Annotated in this window: 18 protein-coding genes; 5 read left to right on the forward strand and 13 right to left on the reverse strand. The window is 69.2% G+C overall.

The window, feature by feature from the left end; genetic code table 11:
- Nucleotides 1–96: 96 nt before the first annotated feature.
- From R6U01_RS14260 to R6U01_RS14285, 6 genes are all read right to left on the reverse strand, one after another.
- Nucleotides 97–627: a 50S ribosomal protein L16 gene (locus R6U01_RS14260; RefSeq protein ID WP_410287109.1), complete on the reverse strand. Its 531-nt coding sequence runs from the start codon at nt 625–627 to the stop codon at nt 97–99.
- A 108-nt stretch (nt 628–735) separates the two neighbouring features.
- Nucleotides 736–1,488: an endonuclease NucS gene (nucS, locus tag R6U01_RS14265; protein WP_410287110.1), complete on the reverse strand. Its 753-nt coding sequence runs from the start codon at nt 1,486–1,488 to the stop codon at nt 736–738.
- 123 nt (nt 1,489–1,611) lie between these two features.
- Entirely contained in the window at nt 1,612–1,776 is a 165-nt protein-coding gene (locus R6U01_RS14270) for a hypothetical protein (protein WP_410287111.1), read from the reverse strand.
- Nucleotides 1,777–1,885: 109 nt separating this feature from the next.
- Nucleotides 1,886–3,175 carry an adenosylhomocysteinase gene (locus R6U01_RS14275; RefSeq protein WP_410287112.1) on the reverse strand — a complete coding sequence of 430 codons (1,290 nt, stop codon included), beginning with the start codon at nt 3,173–3,175 and terminating at the stop codon, nt 1,886–1,888.
- 157 nt (nt 3,176–3,332) lie between these two features.
- Nucleotides 3,333–4,352, reverse strand: coding sequence for a hypothetical protein (locus R6U01_RS14280; protein ID WP_410287113.1), 1,020 nt, complete (start codon nt 4,350–4,352; stop codon nt 3,333–3,335).
- Between the two features lie 279 nt (nt 4,353–4,631).
- Nucleotides 4,632–5,954, reverse strand: coding sequence for an amidohydrolase (locus R6U01_RS14285; protein WP_410287114.1), 1,323 nt, complete (start codon nt 5,952–5,954; stop codon nt 4,632–4,634).
- 123 nt (nt 5,955–6,077) lie between these two features.
- On the opposite strand from R6U01_RS14285, the gene R6U01_RS14290 reads away from it, so the two are divergent.
- The 3 genes from R6U01_RS14290 to R6U01_RS14300 are packed head-to-tail and all read left to right on the forward strand — an operon-like array spanning nt 6,078 to nt 7,794.
- Nucleotides 6,078–6,914, forward strand: a complete 837-nt coding sequence (locus tag R6U01_RS14290; protein ID WP_410287115.1) for a PHP domain-containing protein — start codon at nt 6,078–6,080, stop codon at nt 6,912–6,914.
- Nucleotides 6,915–6,937: 23 nt separating this feature from the next.
- Nucleotides 6,938–7,282 carry a dihydroneopterin aldolase family protein gene (locus tag R6U01_RS14295; protein WP_410287116.1) on the forward strand — a complete coding sequence of 115 codons (345 nt, stop codon included), beginning with the start codon at nt 6,938–6,940 and terminating at the stop codon, nt 7,280–7,282.
- Nucleotides 7,283–7,296: 14 nt separating this feature from the next.
- Nucleotides 7,297–7,794: a hypothetical protein gene (locus R6U01_RS14300; RefSeq protein ID WP_410287117.1), complete on the forward strand. Its 498-nt coding sequence runs from the start codon at nt 7,297–7,299 to the stop codon at nt 7,792–7,794.
- 27 nt (nt 7,795–7,821) lie between these two features.
- Here R6U01_RS14300 and R6U01_RS14305 read toward each other — a convergent pair whose 3' ends face one another.
- From R6U01_RS14305 to R6U01_RS14330, 6 genes are all read right to left on the reverse strand, one after another.
- Nucleotides 7,822–9,168, reverse strand: coding sequence for an ABC transporter ATP-binding protein (locus tag R6U01_RS14305; RefSeq protein WP_410287118.1), 1,347 nt, complete (start codon nt 9,166–9,168; stop codon nt 7,822–7,824).
- A complete protein-coding gene (locus R6U01_RS14310) occupies nt 9,165–10,283 on the reverse strand; it encodes an ABC transporter ATP-binding protein (RefSeq protein ID WP_410287119.1) in 1,119 nt (372 codons plus the stop codon). The genes R6U01_RS14305 and R6U01_RS14310 overlap by 4 nt, the downstream gene beginning before the upstream one ends.
- A 1-nt stretch (nt 10,284) precedes the next feature.
- The gene (locus R6U01_RS14315) at nt 10,285–11,265 is read right to left on the reverse strand and encodes an ABC transporter permease (protein WP_410287120.1); all 981 of its coding nucleotides are present in this window, start codon (nt 11,263–11,265) and stop codon (nt 10,285–10,287) included.
- A complete protein-coding gene (locus R6U01_RS14320) occupies nt 11,265–12,260 on the reverse strand; it encodes an ABC transporter permease (protein WP_410287121.1) in 996 nt (331 codons plus the stop codon). The genes R6U01_RS14315 and R6U01_RS14320 overlap by 1 nt, the downstream gene beginning before the upstream one ends.
- A gap of 262 nt (nt 12,261–12,522) precedes the next feature.
- The gene (locus R6U01_RS14325) at nt 12,523–14,181 is read right to left on the reverse strand and encodes an ABC transporter substrate-binding protein (protein ID WP_410287122.1); all 1,659 of its coding nucleotides are present in this window, start codon (nt 14,179–14,181) and stop codon (nt 12,523–12,525) included.
- Nucleotides 14,182–14,517: 336 nt separating this feature from the next.
- Entirely contained in the window at nt 14,518–16,155 is a 1,638-nt protein-coding gene (locus R6U01_RS14330; protein ID WP_410287123.1) for a GTPBP1 family GTP-binding protein, read from the reverse strand.
- A gap of 261 nt (nt 16,156–16,416) precedes the next feature.
- Between R6U01_RS14330 and R6U01_RS14335 the strand changes: the two genes are divergently transcribed.
- On the forward strand, nt 16,417–17,292 hold the full coding sequence (locus R6U01_RS14335) for a ZIP family metal transporter (protein WP_410287124.1): 876 nt from the start codon (nt 16,417–16,419) through the stop codon (nt 17,290–17,292).
- Between the two features lie 33 nt (nt 17,293–17,325).
- On the opposite strand, the gene R6U01_RS14340 is transcribed toward R6U01_RS14335, so the two are convergent.
- Nucleotides 17,326–18,306 carry a transcription initiation factor IIB gene (locus tag R6U01_RS14340; RefSeq protein ID WP_410287125.1) on the reverse strand — a complete coding sequence of 327 codons (981 nt, stop codon included), beginning with the start codon at nt 18,304–18,306 and terminating at the stop codon, nt 17,326–17,328.
- Nucleotides 18,307–18,469: 163 nt separating this feature from the next.
- Here R6U01_RS14340 and R6U01_RS14345 point away from each other — a divergent pair, with 163 nt between their 5' ends.
- Nucleotides 18,470–18,979, forward strand: a complete 510-nt coding sequence (locus tag R6U01_RS14345; RefSeq protein ID WP_410287126.1) for a hypothetical protein — start codon at nt 18,470–18,472, stop codon at nt 18,977–18,979.
- Nucleotides 18,980–19,003 lie beyond the last annotated feature (24 nt).

The raw sequence follows: 19,003 nt of genomic DNA on the forward strand, positions 1-19,003 counted from the left end.
CCGGACTCGTCCACGGCGGGTTGCGCCTCGGTGACTGTTCGCGTGGCCGCGCGGCTGGGGGCCGTGAAAACCGCGCCTCGAAAAAGACCGGAGCGTCTACGAGACGAGGAGCTTCTCGCCGCGCTCGACCGTGATCCGGCACGGCGGCGAGAGCTTGTTGTACGCGCGGCGGAACGCTTCCTTCACGACGGGCGCTTGCTCGACGTCGCAGTACGCGGTGAAGACGATGTCGTCCTTGTTCAGGCGGGCGGCGGTGCCGACCGGCTTCCCGAACGCCTGCCGCATTCCGTCGGAGACGCGGTCCGCGCCGGCGCCGGTCGCCTGCTTGTTCTCCCGGATGACCTGGTGGGGGAACTTGCGGAGCGTCATCTTGTAGTTGCCCTCGCCGAGCTCCTTGATCAGGTGGCGGTTCGCCGAGAGGCGCGCGCTCTCCAGCGAACCGTGGCGGATCTGGAGCTCCTCTCCGACGCGGAGGCTGATCTGGACGGGGTAGTCGTCGGGCTCCGCGGACAGGTCGCCCATGTTGTGCTGGGCGATCTTCGATCCGGGGATACCCGTGATGTACTCGCGCCGGGTGTACGACGGCTTGTCGATCTCCCGGTACATGGAGGCGGGTTTGTCAGACATGGCTACTTGCCCGATGTAGCCCGCGCTGCGGCGATAAACCCTTCGATACGGCGGCGTCGGCCACTCGTTTCTTCGGCGTCGACGGCCCATTTTCCGGCAGCCACCGACTCACTCCTCGGGCGTCGGCTCGAGCGCGACGTGGTCGAACCCCCGGTCCGCCAGCCGCTCTGCGGCTCGATCTGTGATCGAGGGCGCGACGAGGATACCCCGGACGAGGGGGGCTTCGTCGCTGTCGCGGTCCGCCTCTTCGATCCCCAGCTCCTCGCGGAGCGCGCGGACGTATCGCGCGAGCTGCCCCACCGCGTCCGGACCGACGCGCCGGCGCTTCAGCTCGACGACGACCGGGTTGCCGTGGGCGTCGACGCCGAACACGTCCATCGGGCCGGCGCTCGAGGGACGCTCGATCTCCCTCGGCTCGAACCCCGGCTCGACGAGCTCTGGACGTTCGAGGATGCGGGTCCGAAGGTCCTCCTCGCTCCCGTGGAGGCTGAGGTCGCGCCCGCCGGTGACCGCCATCGCCGAGAGCTGGTGGACCCGCTCGAAGCGGACGGTGAGCGTCTCGTCGGGGTTCATTCGCCTCGAGCGCACCCGGAGCCGCCCCTCGCGGACCGCGGCGCGGTGCTCCGACCCGGGCGGCTGCCAGTTGACGGGCTGGCGTCCCTCGTCGGTGTGGACGAGCGCGGCCCCGTCGGGCTTCAAGACGAGGAGTCGGTCGCCCGCCCCGAGGTCCGAGGCGGCCCGGCCCTCGTAGCTGACCGTACAGCGCCCGAAGACGCTCACGAGGTCGCCGCGCTCGAAGGCGTCCTCGAGCTCCCAGAGGGCCTCGCGGTGGCTCGGGTCGTGGACGCTCGTGACTGTCACTGGAGGCCGTAGGCGGTCGTCGCTGAAAAAGGGCGCGCGGGGTCCTCTCGGACCCCGATCCGTCGGCGTCACGTTGTTTCGTCGGCGTCACACTGTCTCGTCGGCGTCGTGCCGCCACCGGTCCTACGCGGCGTCGCTCCCGTCGCCGCGCCGCGACACCGCGATCCCGGCGACGAAGAGGACCGCGCCGAGCCCGAAGGCCGCGACGCGGAGCGTCGTGTCCGAGACGAGGACTCCCGCCAGGATCGCCGCGCCGAATCCGCTGTGAAGCACCGCCGTCAGGTTCATAGAAACGGTACGGCCGCGCCGCACTAAAGCCGGTCGGACCCGGTGCGTCCGGCGGACGGGGGCGGGCCGCGACCGGTCCAGTCGACGCTCCGGGTCTCGTCGAGCCCGATCAGGTACCGTGCTCCCAGCTGCCCATGTACTCGCGCTGCTCGTCGGTGAGCGCGTCGTGTTCGACGCCCTCCGCCGCGAGCTTGATCTCGGCGACCTCGCGGTCGAGCGCGTCGGGCACGTCGTGGACGCCCGGCCCGTACTCGCCGCCGTTTTCGGCCAGCTCGCGGACGACGACGGCCTGTACGCCGAAGCTCTGGTCCATCACCTCGACCGGGTGCCCCAGCGAGATGGGCGCGGCGAGGTTGACGAGCCGTCCCTCCGCGAGGACGTTGAGGACGCGGCCGTCCGCCATCTCGAACCCTTCGACGCCGTCGCGGACCTCGTAGCGGTCGACGGCGAGGTCGTCGAGGTCGTCGAGGTTCACTTCGACGTCGAAGTGGCCGGCATTGGCCAGCAGCACGCCGTCCTGCATCTGCTCGAAGTGCTCGCGGGTGATCACGTCGCGGTTGCCAGTCGTCGTGATGAACACGTCGCCCTTCTTCGCGGCCTCGATCATCGGCAGCACCTCGTACCCCTCCATGTGGGCTTCGAGGGCCTTCCGCGGGTCGACCTCGCAGACGATGACGTTCGCGTTCTGGCCGGACGCCTTCTTCGCGACGCCCTTCCCGCACTGGCCGTATCCGCCGACGACGACGTTCTTGCCGGCCCACGAGAGGTTCGTCGTCATCGCGATGGTCGCGAGCGACGACTCGCCCGTGCCGTGGACGTTGTCGAACAGCTGTTTCATCGGCGTGTCGTTCACGGCGAAGACGGGGTAGTTGAGCTCGCCGTCGGCGTCCATCGCGCGCAGGCGGTGGACGCCCGTGGTCGTCTCCTCGGCGCCGCCGACGATGGAGTCGATCAGGTCGGGGTACTCCTCGTGGACGAGCTTCACCATGTCCATCCCGTCGTCGACCGTGATGGTGGGGTCGTGGGCGATGCAGGCGTGCATCGCGTCGTAGTACTCGTCGTCGTCGACGCCTCGGACCGCGTAGGAGGTGATCGACTCGTGGGTGTCGAGCGCGGCCGACACGTCGTCGTGGGTCGAGAGCGGGTTACACCCGGTGATCGCCACCTCGGCGCCCCCCTCGGCCAGCAGTTCGACCAGGTTCGCCGTCTTCGCCTCGACGTGCATCGCCATCGCGATCGTCTCGCCGGCGAGCGGCTGTTCCTCGACGAACTCCTCGCGGAGCGCGTTCAGGATCGGCATGTGCTGGAGCGCCCAGTCCATCTTCCGGCGCCCCTCCTCTCGGGCCGCTTCGACGTCCGAGAGGTGCTTCGACACCGGCGGATACGCGGTTTCGCTCATACCAGTCGGTTCGCTCACGGCGCACTAAACCCTGCCGACACCGGGTCACGTCGAAACGCGTCGAAAAGGAAACTGCACCGCCTGCACGTCGGTTGCGGCGTCGTTCGCGCGTCGGTTGCGGCGTCGTTCGCGCGTCGGTTGCGGCGTCGTCCGGTCGTCAGTTATTCGGACCGTTGCCGTTCCCGTTACGGTTGCCGTTGCCGTTCCCGGCACCGTTGTCGTCGTCATCGTCGTCTCCTTCGTCCTCGTCATCCGCGGTTTCGGCGCCGTCTTCGGTCTCGCCGTCGGCGTCGTCGCCGTTACCGGCGTGGTCCGGCGGACCCTGCTCGCCGTCGTTACCCTGGCCCGCGTGGTCCGGGGCGTTGCCGGGCGCGTCGCTCTCGTTACCGGAAGCGTCGCTCGCGTTACCGGCCGCGTCGTTCGGGCCGCCCGCGTGGTCGGGCGCGTTACCCGGGTTGTTCTCCGTCACGAAGTCCGAGACGGCGGCGCCGATGCCGCCCTCACGGTCTTGTAGGCTCTCGATGAACTCCTGGACCTGCAGGCCGAACGGCTGATCCTCCTCGCCCTCCTCGCTGGCGGTGAGGTCGGCCGTCGCGGTGGCGGATGCGTTCTCGTGCTCGGCGGTCACGTCGATCGTGACGTTCTCGTCGGCGGCGACGAGGGTGACGGTGCCGTTCTCGTCGGTGTCGTAGCTGCCCTCGCCGTCGTAGGTGGCGTTCTGCCCGTCGGCGGTGGTGACGTTCACCGAGGCGTTCTCGACCGCGGTGTCGTTGTCGGTCACCGTGACGACGGGCTCACCGCTGGTGTTCGAGACGTCGAGCGCGAGGCCGTCGGCGGGGGCCTCGAGCGGGACGTTCTCGGCGGACGCGGTCTCGTTATCGGAGGCGGCGGTGACGTTCACCGTCACGTCCTCCTCGGGCGCGGGGAGAGCGACGGTCCCGTTCGCGTCCGTCTCGTACTCGCCCGTTCCCGCGTACGATTCGTTCTCCGCGTCGACGACGCTCACGTTGACGGTGGCGTTCTCGACTGCGGTGCCGTTGTCGGTCACGTTGACCACGGGTTCGTCGCCGGTGTCGTCGACCGACACCGCGAGGTCGCCGTCGGCGGCAGCGATGCCGGTCATCGCGCCGAGCGCGACGACCGCGACCAGTAGAACTGCTGTCGTGCGTCCTTTCATGTCCACTCGGGTACAGCCGCCGTTACCACATAAAAAGGGAGTTCGATTAAGCCGGATTTAACCGAATTTTATCCGGGTTTCCGGCGCTGTATCGGTCGTTTGGGGATCGAGTGCGGGATCGGCGGTTAATCGAACCGAACCCGTGTCGATCCGGTCGGGTCCGCGGCTCGGGCGCGCTGGGTCGGGACCCCCGGTCGCTACTTCTCGACGGGCGGTCGCTACTCGCCGACCGTCGGGCGTTGCTCGTCGACCCCCGGTCGCTACTCGTCGACGCGGTCGCTACTCGCCGACGCGGTCGACGAGGTCGGCCGCGGCGTCGGCCGCCCCCTCCCGGACCGCCTCGGCGTCGAGCGTCAGGACCTCGCGGTCGCGCATGAGGACCTCGCCGTCACAGACCGTGTGCCGGACGTCGCTCCCGCGAGCCGCGTACGCGAGGTGCGAGACGGGGTCATGGACGGGCGTGAGGTGCGGGGCGTCGAGGTCGACGACGGCGAGGTCGGCGGCCGCGCCCGGCTCGATCCGACCGCCCGGGAGGCCGAGTGCCTCCGCGCCCGCCGCGGTCGCCATCTCCACGACGGCCTCGGCCGGGACCGCCGCGGCGTCGTCCGCGGCGAGCTTCCCGAGCATGGCCGCGTCGCGCATCTCGTCGAAGACGTCCAGGTCGTTGTTCGAGGCCGCGCCGTCGGTGCCGAGCGCGACCGTGACGCCCGCGTCGCGGAGCCGCTGGACGGGGGCCATCCCGCTGGCGAGCTTCATGTTCGAGGCCGGACAGTGGACGACCGCGGTCCCCGCCTCGGCGAGCCGGCCGATCTCGGAGTCGTCGACGTGGACGCCGTGCGCGAAGAAGTCGTCCGGGCCGAGCGCGTCGAGGTCGGCCGCGTACGCGATCGGGCGCTCGCCGCGCTCTTCGACGATCGGGTCGACCTCGTCTTCCGTCTCGTTCGCGTGGAGGTGGACCGGCACGCCCGCCTCGCGCGCCGCCGCGATCCCCTCGCGCAGGAACCCCTCGCTCACCGTCGTCAGGGAGTGCGGCATGAACGCGGTCCGGATCCGACCGTCAGCGGCCCCGTCGAGCTCGCGGGCGATCTCGAGGCTCTCCTCGACGTCGGCGCGGGCGTCGGCCTCGTCTTTCCCGACCGTCACGACGCCGTGTCCGAGCCGTGCGCGCAGGCCGGCGCGGTCGACGACGTCGGCCACCCGGTCCATCGCGAAGTACATGTCCGCGAACGCGGTCGTCCCGGAGCGGATCATCTCCAGCGCGCCGAGCGCGGCGCCGGCCTCGATGTCGTCGGGCGTCAGCTCGGCCTCCGCCGGCCAGATGTCCTCCCGGAGCCACGCGTCCAGCGGCTTGTCGTCTGCGTACCCGCGGAGCAGCGTCATCGCGACGTGCGTGTGGGCGTTGACGAGTCCGGGGATCACGAGCGACCCCGCGGCGTCGAGGGTGTCCTCGGCGGTCACCGGGACGTCCCCGTCGGCGGCGGTCGCCGTCTCGTCGCCGACCGCCAGGATCGTCCCCGCGTCGCGGTCGACCGTCACGTCCGAGTCGGTCACGGAGCCGTCCGGTCGAAGCACTCGTCCGCCGGCCACGCGAAGCGTGTTCATACGAAGCGATCCCGGCCCCCGAACCAAACGGCTTCGGTTCCGACGCGCCGGGGTTCGGCGGGCGTCGCCCCGCTCCGTCGCTCCTGCGACGGGCTTAGGCCGCTCGGGCCCCTCCGTTCGGAAGTGACTGTCGACGTCCACGCGCACACGTCCTATTCGGACGGGTCCGGGATCCCGCTCATGGTCGACGCCGCCGAGGCGGCGGGGCTCGACGCGGTCGGGTTCACGGACCACTGCAGCCTGAGCGAGGCCTGGCGCGACGAGCGCCTGCTGTGGAACCGCAACTTCGATCGCACCTACGCCCGCCGTCGGACGGCGCTCTCGATCGTCGCCGACCGCACCGACCTCGCGATCTACGACGCGGTCGAGATGGACTACGAGCCCGGACTGGAGGCCGCGATCGACGAGTTCCTCGACGAGGCCGGCTTCGACTACGCGATCGGGAGCGTCCACTACGTCGCCGGCAAGCAGGTGTTTCCGTTCGAGTCGTTCGCGGACGCGAGCGACGCCGAGCGCCGGGCGTTCGTCGACGACTACTACGACGCGGTCGTCTCCCTCGTCGAATCCGAGCTGTTCGACGTGCTCGCGCACGCCGACCTCGTCGAGAACCACCCCGCGCTCCGCGGGCTCACCACGGCGGCCCACCGGGACCGAGTCGCGGCCGCCTGCGCCGCCTCCCGGACCGTCCCGGAGATCAACGCCGGCCGAGCCGGGGACCGGGGCGAGTTCGACCTCTTTCATCCGACCGACCCCCTCGTGGAGGCGTTTCGCGACCGCGGCGTCAGGTTCGTCGTCGGCACCGACTCCCACGACCCAGCGGACTTCGCCGACAGGGTCCCGCGGCTCGAGCGGTACCTCGAGGAGACGGGAATCGAACCGCTCGGGATGGCGGAGGTGGCCAACGACGGGGTCACCGGGCGTTCCGGCGCTTCCGAGGCGGGACCCTCCGAAGCCTCTTAGGCCGGCGCCGCCGCAGTACGGACATGGCAACCGACGCCCAGCAGGCGTGCTTCGAGGCCGGGATCAAGTTCGGCTCGCTGTACCACCAGTTCGCGGGGACCCCCGTCAGCCCGTCGAGCGCGCGGAGCCTGGAGGCCGCGATGGCGGAGTCGATCGAGAACCAGCCGTTCTGCGAGTCGGTGACCGTCGCGATCCACGACGACCGCGTCGCCGACGCGATCGACCACGAGAACGGCTACACCGAACTCACCGGCTCGCTCATGGACGTCGAGATGCGGATCGAACACGAGGGCGTCACCGTCCGCACCCGGATGACGATGTCCGACGGCTACCCGCTGATGGAGATCGCCTCGATCGACGGCGCGTAATCCCCGACCCGACGATGGTCCACCGACGACACGGCGACTCCGACGACAGAACCGGCTTCGACGAGACCACCAACTACCTCTCCGCGGCGGTCTCGCGGTTCGTCCCTCGTGGGCTCGCGCGCCGTGCGGTCGCCGTCGACGTCAGCACGGACCGCGACGCGTACGACCCGGGCGAGCCCGTCGAAATCACCGTCCGGCTCCACAACCGGCTTCCGCTCCCGGTCGAAGTCGTCACGCCGACTCGTCGCCCGTGGGGGTGGGCGGTCGACGGCGTTCTCGAGGGGACGGACGAGCGACGGTACGTCCGCGAGGAGTCCACGGCCCTCTCGTTCCGCGCGGGCGAGACGAAGACCGCCACCGCGACGTGGAACGGCCGCTTCCGTCGCGAGAACGCAGACGGCCTCGACCGCTCGGAGCCCGCCGACAGCGGCGACCACACCGTCTCCGCCTTCCTCTGTGTCGCCGACCGACGGTCGCACCACGAAGACGCCGTGGAGATACGGATCCGCTGACCGTCGCTCCGGCTCTCTTCGCCCGCTTCAGTCGTCCGCGCCGGCCTCTCCGACCGCGCCGCTCCCGGGCGCGTCGAGGTCGGCGGCCGCGCCCGCGGCGATCGCCTCGTCGCGAACCCGGTGACAGGCGGTGTAGTGGCGGCCGTCGCCGTGGACGGGAGCCACCTCGTACGCCGGCTCGTCGGTCGCACAGACGCTGGCGTCGGCGAACGACTCCGTGAGGAGGTCCTCCGCTTCGTCCCACCGCTCCTCCGCGATGTAACTCAACGCGTCCTCGACGAGCGTGCCGGCGTCGCCGGCCGGCACGTCCTCGAAGTAGCGCCGTCGGATCTCTCCGCGGTCCGTCGTCTCGAAGGCCCGTCGCTTCACCGCCCGCTGGAACGCGACGACGTCCGCCCACTCGGACTCCGTCATCTCGAACTCCGCCGGCTGGATCAACACCGGGCAACGCGTCCTGAACCGACACCCCGAGGGCGGGTCGATCGGCGAGGGTACGTCGCCGGTCAGCAGCCCCGTCCGACCCGCGCTCCGCGGATCGGGCACCGGGATCGCATCGAGCAGCGCCCGCGTGTACGGATGCCGCGGATTCTCGAACAGCTCCTCCTTGTCGGCGAGCTCCACCATCTGCCCCAGGTACATGACGGCGACGCGGTCGGAGATGTGCCGAATGACGCTCAGGTCGTGGGCGATGAACAGGTACGTGAGGTCGAACTCCGCCTGCAGTTCCTGCATCGTGTTGAGCACCTGCGCTTGGATGGAGACGTCCAGCGCCGAGACGGGCTCGTCACAGACGATGAAATCGGGATTCACCGACAGCGCCCGCGCGAGGTTCACCCGCTGGCGCTGCCCCCCGGAGAAGGCGTGCGGGTACCGGTTGTAGTGCTGCGGATCGAGGCCCACCTTCTCCAACAGCTCTTTGGCGCGGGCCTCGCGCCCCTCCTCGTCGAGCATCCCGTGCGCCTGCATCGGCTCTTCGACGATGGGACCGACCTTCATGCGGGGGTCCAGCGAGGACTGTGGGTCCTGGAAGATCATTTGCATGTCCTGTCGCTTCCGTCGCAGCGGCTCGCCGGAGATGGTCGCGAGGTCCTCTCCCTTGAAGTAGACGCTGCCCGACGTCGGTTCGAGCAGCCGGAGCACCGTCCGGGCGAGCGTCGACTTCCCGCAGCCGGACTCGCCGACGAGCCCGAGCGTCTCGCCTTTCTTGATGTCGAAGCTCACGTCCTCGACCGCGCGGACCTTCGACGGGTCGCGCGCGACGAACGGGAACTCCCGATCGACGGTCACCCCCCCGAACAGCCCCCCGTCGTTGTCGAAGTACTTGCACAGGTTCCGGACCTGCAGCAGCGGTTCGTCGTCGCCGAGGCCGCTCATTCGTCGCCCTCCGTCTCGGTCAGGCCGGCGGAGAAGCCACCTGTCGCCTCCGTCTCGATCGGGCGGCTCGCTTCGTACCCGACGTCGAACTCGTCGTACATCACGCACGCCGCGCTGTGCATCGGTTCGCCCTCGTCGGAGAGGTCCCGCGGCTCGGGATGGACCTCGCGGCACACCTCCCGCGCGTGCGGGCACCGCGAGTGGAACCGACACCCGGACGGCGGGTCGATCGCCTCCGGCATCACCCCCTTGATCGGGTCCAACTCCTCGACGGTCTTGTCCGGCCGCGGCATCGAGTCGAGCAGCGCCTGCGTGTACGGGTGTTTCGTGTCGTAAAACAGGTCGTCGACCTCGGCGTGCTCGATGATCTCCCCGAGGTACATGACGTTCACGCGGTCGCAGATCTCGGCGACGACGCTCATGTCGTGTGTCACCCAGATGAACGACGTGTCGTACTTCTCCTGGAGATCCGCCACCATCTCGAGGATCTGCCCTTCGACGGTGACGTCGAGCGCGGTCGTCGGCTCGTCGGCGATGATGAGGTCCGGTCGACACGCGAGCGCCATCGCGATGAGGACGCGCTGTCGCATCCCGCCGGAGAACTGGTGCGGGTACTCGTCGTACCGCGATTCCGGCGCGGGAATGCCCACTTCGCGGAGCATGTCTATCGCCTCCTCTCTGGCTTCCTCCTCGGAGAGGTCGCGGTTGATCTCGATGAACTCGCGGAGCTGCCCGCCGACGGTGAAGACAGGGTTCAGCGACTCCATCGGGTCCTGGAAGATGATCGCGATCTCGCGGCCGCGGATCTGGCGTCGCATCTCCTCCTCGGAGAGCATGTCGTCGCGGGGCTGAGGGTCGCCGTTCGTCCCCTCTTCGAGGCCGAATATCGTCTCGCCTTTGAACGTGATCTCGCCGCCGACGATCTCGCCGGGGCTGTCCACGAGGCGGAGCAGACTCGACGTGGCGACCGACTTTCCGGCCCCCGACTCGCCGACGAGCCCGACGATCTCTCCCTCGTAGACGTCGAAGGAGATGCCGTCGACGGCCCGCACGGTTCCGTCTTCGGTGAAGAACTGTGTCTTGAGATTCTCGACGCTGAGTAGTGGTTCGCTCATGTCAGTTGTTGATGCGGGGGTCGAGTGCGTCCTGGAGCCCGTCGCCGAGAATGTTGAACCCGATGACGGTGATCAGAATCGCGATCCCGGGGAAGAGGCTGAACGTCGGCGCCGGGAGCATGTAGTTCCGAGACGCCGAGAGCATCTGCCCCCACGACGGGGTCGGCGGCTGCGCGCCGAACCCGAGGAACGAGAGCCCGGCGACGATCAGGATGCTCACCCCGATCTGGAGCGTCGCCTGCACGAGCACCGGGGCGAAGCTGTTCGGGATGATGTGCCGGAAGATGATGTTCCGGTCTTTTACGCCGGCCGCGCGCGCGGCCTCGATGTAGTCCTCCTCGCGGATCGAGACGACTCGCGAACGGATGAGCCGGTTGAACACCGGTATCGACGTGATCCCCACGCCGATCATCGCGAAGGTGAGGTCGCGGCCGAACGCCGTCATGAAGGCGATCACCAGCACGAGGAACGGAATGGCGTAGATGGTCTCCGTGACCCGCTGGAGCACGTCGTCGATCCACCCGCCGTAGTAGCCGGAGACCGCTCCGATCAGGGTCCCGCCGAGGAGACCGATACCCGTCGCCATGAAGCCGACGGTGATGGCGATCCGTGTCCCGTAGAACAGGCGTACGAAGATGTCGCGACCGCGGTGGTCGGTCCCCATCGGATGCTCGATGACGCCCGGGCCGTACTGGTTCTCCATCCCGACGGGCGGCAGGAGCCGCTGCACCTGATCCGGGTCCTGAACCGGGCTGTACCAGATCGTCTCCGCGATCGCGTAGTCGAGGAGGTAGTAGTCGATCGCCGCCACCAACGCGACGAGGGTGACGAACCCGACGGTGTAGATGCCGATCAGCGCCGTCGTGTCGCGTTTGACCTGTTTCAGCGTGTAGCGGAGACCCACGCGCGCCTCGATCTCGCCGGCGCCGCTCTCGCCGGCCGCCGTACCGTCGTCCGTCCGCGGGTCCGTTTTTGTCGACATTAGTCGTCACCGTAGGCGACCCGCGGGTCGATGTAGGCGTACGCGACGTCGGTGATGATGACGCCGATGACGAACGCGACGCCGAACATGAACGTCGTTCCCATGATCAGTTCGTAGTCCTGGTTGTTGATCGCCGTGATGATCAGCCGGCCCATGCCCTGTATCTCGAAGACCGTCTCGGTCAGCACCGCGCCGCCGAGGGCCGTTGAGAGGCCGAGGCCGATGATCGTTATCACGGGCAGCTGTGCGACCTGGAAGGCGTGTTTCCGAACGATCTTCGACTCCGGAACCCCGTACGCCCGGGCGAGCTTGACGTACTCGCCCTGGAGCGACTCCACCATCGACGACCGTTCGATCCGCGTGATCTGCGCCATCTGAAGCGTTCCGAGCGCCACCATCGGCATCACGAGGTGGTGGAGCGACGTCCGTATCACCTCCAGTTGGGTCTCCGCGCCGCGGATGTCGGCCGGGTCGGCCCACGGTAACGGGAGCCCGCGGGCGGGGAACCAGCCGAGGTAGAACGCGAACACGATGATGAGCATCAGTCCAATCCAGAACGACGGCGTCGACACGCCGATGAGCGAGACGATCCGCGAGACGTGGTCGGCCGGCTTGTTGCGTCGCTTCGCCGAGAGGACGCCCAGCGGGATCGCCGTCGCGATGGCGAACATGAACGCCGACACCGTGAGGTACAGCGTCACCGGCAGCCGGATCAGGATCATCTCTAAGACTGGCCGGTCGTAGTAGATGCTCTGTCCGAGATCACCGGCGGCGACGCCGGACAGGTACGCCAGATACCGCTCGTGGGCCGGCCGATCCAGGCCGTACCGAGCCTGAATCGCCTCGACCTGTTCCTGTGCCGGGGTCGGCCCCAGCATGATCTCGACCGGATCGCCGGGGATCTGGTTGGCGAGGAAGAACGTGATCGTGATGATACCGATCAGTACGGGAATCGACTGTGCGAGCCGCCAGAGTGTGTACCGTAGGAGCCCCATTTCGTGGCGTGTTGTTACTGTGTAGTTCGGACCGTGGTGTTATACCTGACTGATCGTCACCGGTTCGGTCGCCGCAGTCTCCCGATTTCGCCGGTTTTAACCGCTCTTCCGTCGCCGCTCCGCCTCCTGTCGCCGTTCCGCCTCCCGCCGTCGTTCACCCGGCGCGCTCCGCCACCGGTGCGCCCGGACCGGTCGAACTCGCCGGCTCCCGACGGACTCCCTCGGAAGCCGTCCTGCGCCCGGACCGGGGCGCCGTTCGGCCTCACTCCACCGAGACGTTGTTGTGTCCGGTGAAGATCTGGATCTCGCTCGAGATCGCGTGCGCGCTGAAGTCGGAGACGCGCTCGTGGATCCCGTAGGAGTTGTTCAGGTTGTACGCCGGGATGTGGACGCGCCCCTCGAGCAGCTCCGTCGTCGCGTCGATGTAGAGCTCGCGACGTTCCTCGCGGTCCGCGCTCTCGCGGGCCTGCGTCAGCATCTCGGAGGCCTCGTCGTAGTCGTGGAACGTCCCGTTGGTGACGCCCTCGACCTCCTGGCTCAGCAGCTGGTACGCGAACGCGTCGGGGTCGGGCGAGCCGGACCAGCCGAGCGTGTACATGTTGAAATCCTCTTCGTCCCCGCTGGTGTACGCGTCGGTGAACGTCCCCCAGTCGAGCCGCTGGACCTCGACGTTCTCGAAGCCGGCGTTCTGCAGGCCGTCACCGATCGAGACGCCGATCTGCTCGCGCATGTCGTCCGGCGGCACGATGATGCGCCAGTCGTAATCCATGTCGACGCCCGCCTCCTCGAACAGCGCCTCCGCCTCGTCGAGGTCGCGGTCGTGCGAGATGTCGCCCCACTCGTCGAGCGGGAACTCCCACTCCTCGGCCATCGTCTGCGGGTACGGGCTCACCTGCCGGACGCCGGCCGGCGCGACGAAGTTCTCGATGGCCTGGTCCATCGAGAAGCAGTAGTCGACCGCCTCGCGCACGACGGGGTCGGACGTCGGTCCCTCGCCGCAGTTGAACGCGAGGTAGAAGTACCCCACGCCGGGCTCCTCGTCGATCGTGGCGCTCTCGTTGTTCTCAACGGTCTCGTACAGCTGCGGGGGGATCGTCTCGATGATGTCGACGTTGCCCGTCTCCAGCTCGGTCACCCGCGTCGTCTGCTCTTCGATCGGGTCGAACTCGATGGTCGCGACGTTCGGCAGGCCGTTCGAGTCGTCCCAGTAGTCGTCCCACCGCTCGAGCGTCGCGTAGCTCTCCGGCTCCCACTCGACGAGCTGGTACGGTCCGGAGCCGACGGGGTCGGTGTTGTACGCGTCCCGGTCGTCGGTCCGAACCGACTGGCTCACCACGCTCCGAACGAGGGCCACCTCGAACGCGCCGTACGGGAACGAGAGGTCGAACTGGACTGCCGAGTCGTCGATCACTTCCGCCGTGTCGACCATGTTGACCTCCGCGGCGTTCTCGGTTTCCTCTTCCGCGGGGGCGACAACGGTGTGCATGACGTCCTCAGCCGTGACCGGGTCGCCGTTCTGGAACGTCGCGTCGTCGCGGACCGGCACGATGAATCGGGTGCCGTCGCGTTCGATCGTCGGCGCCTCGGACGCGATCTTCGGTACGATACCGACGCCCTCGTCGTACTCGTAGATCCCGTCGAAGATCTGGTTCGCGATCTGCGCGGACGGGACGTCGTTGATGATGATCGGGTCCATGTCGAGCGGTCCCTTCACCTGCGCGAAGTACAGCTCCTGGTTCGGCAGGTCGTCACCGTCGGACCCGTCGGAACTGTCGTTCCCGTCGGAGCCGTCTGACCCGTCCGAGCCGTCCCCGCCGTCACCGGCGCAGCCGGCGAGCAGCATCGAGGACGAAACCGCCATCCCGCTCGCCAGCGCTTGCCGACGAGTGATACCTAGTTCTGTGTCGAATTCACGTGCCATACCCTCACGATCCGGGGATATCGGTATAAACTTTGCCACCGGTTTGCTGTGAAACTCTCGTCTCTGCGCCGATCAGTCTCACAGTTGGGCGAATTTACACCGGATAAATAACAGATGACAGAACGAAACGAACTGAGAAATTCCGAATTCAATACAACCGATCACCGTGTGTAAAATTCATAATTTTTGATTATGTATTCGGGGGCGACGTCCACGTCAGCGTCGGTGTATCGGGAGCACCGGAGGACAGGCACGCGAGGCAGTGACCGTCCGTAGCGGACCCGGCCGCGTCCCTTTTCGCCGGACGGTTCTCGGCCGGACCGTCTTCTTCCGCGCTCAGTCCCGACTGCGGGATTCCACCTGACGAATGGTTCCGACGCCCTTGCTCGAACCCTCTCGGAAGACGAACCGCTGGCCCTCCTCGACGAGGTACGGCCGGAACTTGAACCGGACCCGCGTCCGGCCGGTGTCCCCGGGCAGCAGCCGGCCGCCCTCGGGCGCGAAGACGGCCGCCTCGGAGACGGTCTCCACGTGAACGACCGGCTCGTACCCTTCCTGGATCCGCGTCGGGTGGTTCAACACCATCACCTCCGCCTCGAACTCGCGGACCGGCTCGGGGTCGCTCTCTCGCGGCACGAGGGCCATCCCGCGCTCGATCTCGGCCTCGTCGACGCCTTTCAGCGCGATGCCGACGATCCGGCCGGCGGTCGCCTTGTCGACCCGGTGGTAGTGCATCTCGATCGAGCGCACCTCCACCTCCCGGAAGGTGCCGTCGGCCATCGGGCCGAGCAGGAGCTCGTCGCCGGCCTCCACGGTGCCGGAGTTGACGGTGCCGGACGCGACCGCGCCGACCCCGGTCACCTTGTAGCTCCGGTCGACGTACATCCGGAACTCCGCGCGCTCCGGCGTCGCCCGCTTCGGGAGCGTCTCGAACAGCCGGTCGAGCGTCCCGATTCCCTCCTTCGTCACCGCGCTGGTCCGGAGCAGCGGGACGACGCCGTCCCCGACCTCCGCGACCGCCGCGTCGATCCCGTGTCGATCGACGAGCAGGGGCGTCTGCCCGGCGTCCCGGAGCGTCGACTCCACCTCGCGCTCGACCTCGGTGAGCCGCTCGTCGCTCACGGCGTCGGCCTTCGTGATCGCCACGATCGTCGGCAGCTCGGTCGCCAGCAGGATGCCGAGGTGCTCGCGGGTCGTCTTCGTCGGCCCGTCGTCCGCGGCGACGACGAGGAGCCCGTAGTCGAGCTTCTGGCCGACCAGCCCGCGGATCGTCGTCCGGAGCCAGGGCTCGTGGCCGACCGTGTCGACGAACGAGACGAGCCGATCGGCCTCCTCCACGATCCGCGCGCGGTCGGACTTGCGGTGCGGGTTGTCCATCCGTACCGGCTCGCCGTCGCCCTCGTCGAACCCGTAGACGGCGTACGACAGGTCGGCGGAGAGCCCCCGCTCGACCTCGTGGGGCTGGACGTCGAGGAAGCCTCGCGTGCCGCCCTGTCCGTCGTCGGCCCGACCGGTCACGAGGGTACCGACGAGCGTCGACTTCCCGTGGTCCACGTGGCCCGCCGTCCCGATCACGAGGTGGTCGTCGTCCGTCTCGAACATCCCGCCGTCGCGGAGGGTGGCGAGGCCGACGAGCCCCTCCGCGCTCCCGTTGCCCGCGGAGCCGGCGCTCCACGTCTCCACGTCGGCGATGTGGGCGTCCGCCTCGTCGGCCAGGAGCGAGAGGACGTCCATCGTCTCGGAGAAGGCCTCGGGCGCGATCCCGGCCAGCCCGCCGTCGTCGGTGACCCCGAGGACGTAGGTCGCCTCGCCGTCCCCGGAGAGCACCCGGTGGCGGAGCTGGGCCACGAGCGACTCCATCCGTCCCTCCGCCAAGTGGACCTCGCGTGTCAGTCGCTCCTTGAACTCGATCGCGCCGCCGTCGCGCTCGCCGCGCTCGATGGCCCGCCGTAACGCGGACCTGTCAGCGCTCATGGACGCTCATAAGCGACAGCCGGGCTTAACGGTTTTCGTGGTATCCGTCCCCACGTCACGTGATCGGTACCGAGCGCTCCCGAGCGGCGCGACCCGCCGTCGCTTCCGTCGTATTTTAAAATACGACCGGCTAGGGACGCGGCGGTCTCCGTCGCTTCGGAACCCTTCGACCGCTTCGCGACGCCACTCGGCTCCGGACGCCCCTCGCACCCCCGGCGCAATATTTATTAATACAAGTAGTATAGTTATTACTGTACAATAATGGTGTTCGAAAGCTTCGCCCGACGGGTAACCGGTGAGCGCGGCCGGTCGGAGACCCGCGAGCGGGCGGTCGGCGGCGGCGGCGTGGTCGCGCTCGTCGCTCTCTCGGCCCTCGCGCTGGCTACGGGAGTCACGTGGAAGCTGGTCGCCATCTCGTGGGTCGCGTTCGGTGCCATGGCCCTCGGCGCGCCGCTGGGCGCCCGGGCGGCGGCGGCCGATCACCCTCTCGAACCGGTCTGGGGGTACGGGCTGGCGAGCGGCGCGATGGTGACGAGCACGGCGTTGTTCCTGATCCCGCAGGCGCTCGCTCAGCACGAGAGTTTCGGCGGCCTCGGAATCGCCATCGGCTTCTTGGCCGGGTACGCCGGTCACTCGCTCGGACACCGGTTCACGCACCTCGACCTCCCGGTCGACCACACCGCCGCGGAGCTGACGGTCCACGCCCTCGCGGCCGGCGCGATCATCGGTGCCATCTACAGCGCGATGCCGTCGCTCACGTCGCTGCTCGGCATCGCGCTGGTCTCTCATAAGGCGCCGGCCGGGTACGCCGCGGCGCGACGCCTCGCCGGGCGGGACCGCTCGGTCGCCGTGCTCGCGCTCCCGGCGGCCGCCGTCGGTCTTGTCGCTCTCCCGGTCGGCGCGACCGGACTCATGCCGCCAACCGTCGTCCGCGGACTGCTGTTCGGCGTCGGAGCGGGGGTGTTCCTCCACGTCGCCGTCGACCTGCTGCCCGAGTGCACCGCCGGGAGCGAGACCTGTCCCCCGGACGCCGCGGCCGACGGTCACCGTCTCCGTGACCGCCTGCGCACCCACGCCGCCGTCAGCTCCGCCCTCGGTGGGGCCGTCGTCGCGCTGGGCTGGTTCCTGGTCGGCTGACGACTCCGCCCCCCGCGCCCCGCCGACGGCCGGTCACTCCCCGGTCAGGTCCACGTACGTCCGCCGGACCGTCACGGGCGTCACGTCGGCGACGTCGGCGGCCTCCTGCTGCGTGCAGTCGGCGCCCAGCTCCCGGGCCGCCGTGTACAGGCAGGCGGCGGCGACGCCGACCGGGTTGCGGCCGTTCGCGATCCCCTCGCTCACGGCGCGCGCCGCGAGCTCGCCCGCCCGCCGCTCCACGTCGGTCGAGCAGCCGAGGTCGCTCGCGAACCGCGGGAGGTACTCCGCCGGGCCAGTCGGCCCGATCGGGAGCCCGAGCTCCCGGTTCATCGCGTCGAAGGCGGCCCGGTGTTCGTCCTCGGTCGCCTTCGCCTCGGCGCAGATCTCCCCGACGGTCCGGGCGACGTCGGCGGTGCGGCAGGCGACGTAGACGCAGGCGGCCGCGAAGCCCTCCAGCGACCGGCCGCGAAGCAGGCTCTCGTCCTGCGCGGAGTCGAACAGCGCGCAGGCCGTGTCGCGGACGCTGCCGGGGAGCTCCAAGACGCCGGTCAGCCGACGGATCTCGGTGTAGGCGTACACCTTGTTGCGGTCCCGCTTGGTCGAGATCCGCGCGCGGTTGTGCTGGGTCCGCATGCGGGCGAGCCGTCGGCGCTTCCGCCCCTTCACGCGGGTCGACCGGCCGATCTCAGTCGAGAGCCCGCGGTCGTGTCGGGAGCGCGTCAGCGGTGCGCCGGTGCGCTTGGGATTCGTGTCGTCGTCGGCGAAGGACCGCCACTCCGGGCCGTGGTCGATCCGATCGGCCTCAACGACGAGCCCGCAGTCGGTGCAGACGCGTTCGGCGGCGTCGACGCGGGTCCGGCCGCCGCATTCGGGGCACTCGTCGACGGCGGATTTCGCCGCCCCGCCTCTCCGCTCGTCGCGGTCGGTGTCGACGGCGGTCGCCGTCGGCTCCTCGTCGCGGTCGGTCGTCTCGGTGCGGTGCGAACGGACGCGGGTCGAGCGTGCCGGGCTCATCACACGTCGAACTCGGGCCCGATCCCTTACTTAAACCCGGGGGGATTCGGGGTCGATCGACCGGATCGGCGCGCTCGAACCGACCGGTAACCGGTCGGTGATCGGCGTCTCCGTCCCGCCGCAGTACGGTGGTTTTAACCCCTCGAACGAGCTACCGGTTCGCATGACGCTGTCGGAGATCGCGGACGGGCTGGAGGTGACCGCGAGCCAGCGGAACCGCGGGGTCGCCGTCGCCGACGACACGGAGACGCCGCTCGTCGAGCGCCTCGCGGCGCACGCGGACGACCTCCCGTGTACCCCGGCCGCGACCGCGACGCTCGTCGACGCGTACACGGCCGGGCGGAGCGTCGGCGACGCCGCCCGCGAGGCCGGCGTGACGCCGATGACGGGCGCGAAGGCGCTGCACCGCTGCGGCGTCGAGGGCGTCTGCCCACTGGCGCCGAGCCGACGGAGCGTCGTCCGCGACTGGCTCGACGGGCGGATCGCGCGAAGCGAGGCCGTCGCGCTCGCCGGCGGCGACGAGGCGGACTTCGCGCTGGCGACGTACGTCGAGACGCACGACTCGGTCCCCGCGGTCGCCGACGCCGTCGACGCGCACGTCGCGGGGTCCGCACCGCTCGGCGACGGCGACGCGCTCGGCGGCGCGCTGGGTTCGCCCGACGGCCTGCGCTGACGGGGTCGCGACCCGGCGCCTCTC

Origin of the sequence: Halorubrum sp., from assembly GCF_046498025.1 — an archaeon.
Classification (GTDB): Archaea; Halobacteriota; Halobacteria; order Halobacteriales; family Haloferacaceae; genus Halorubrum.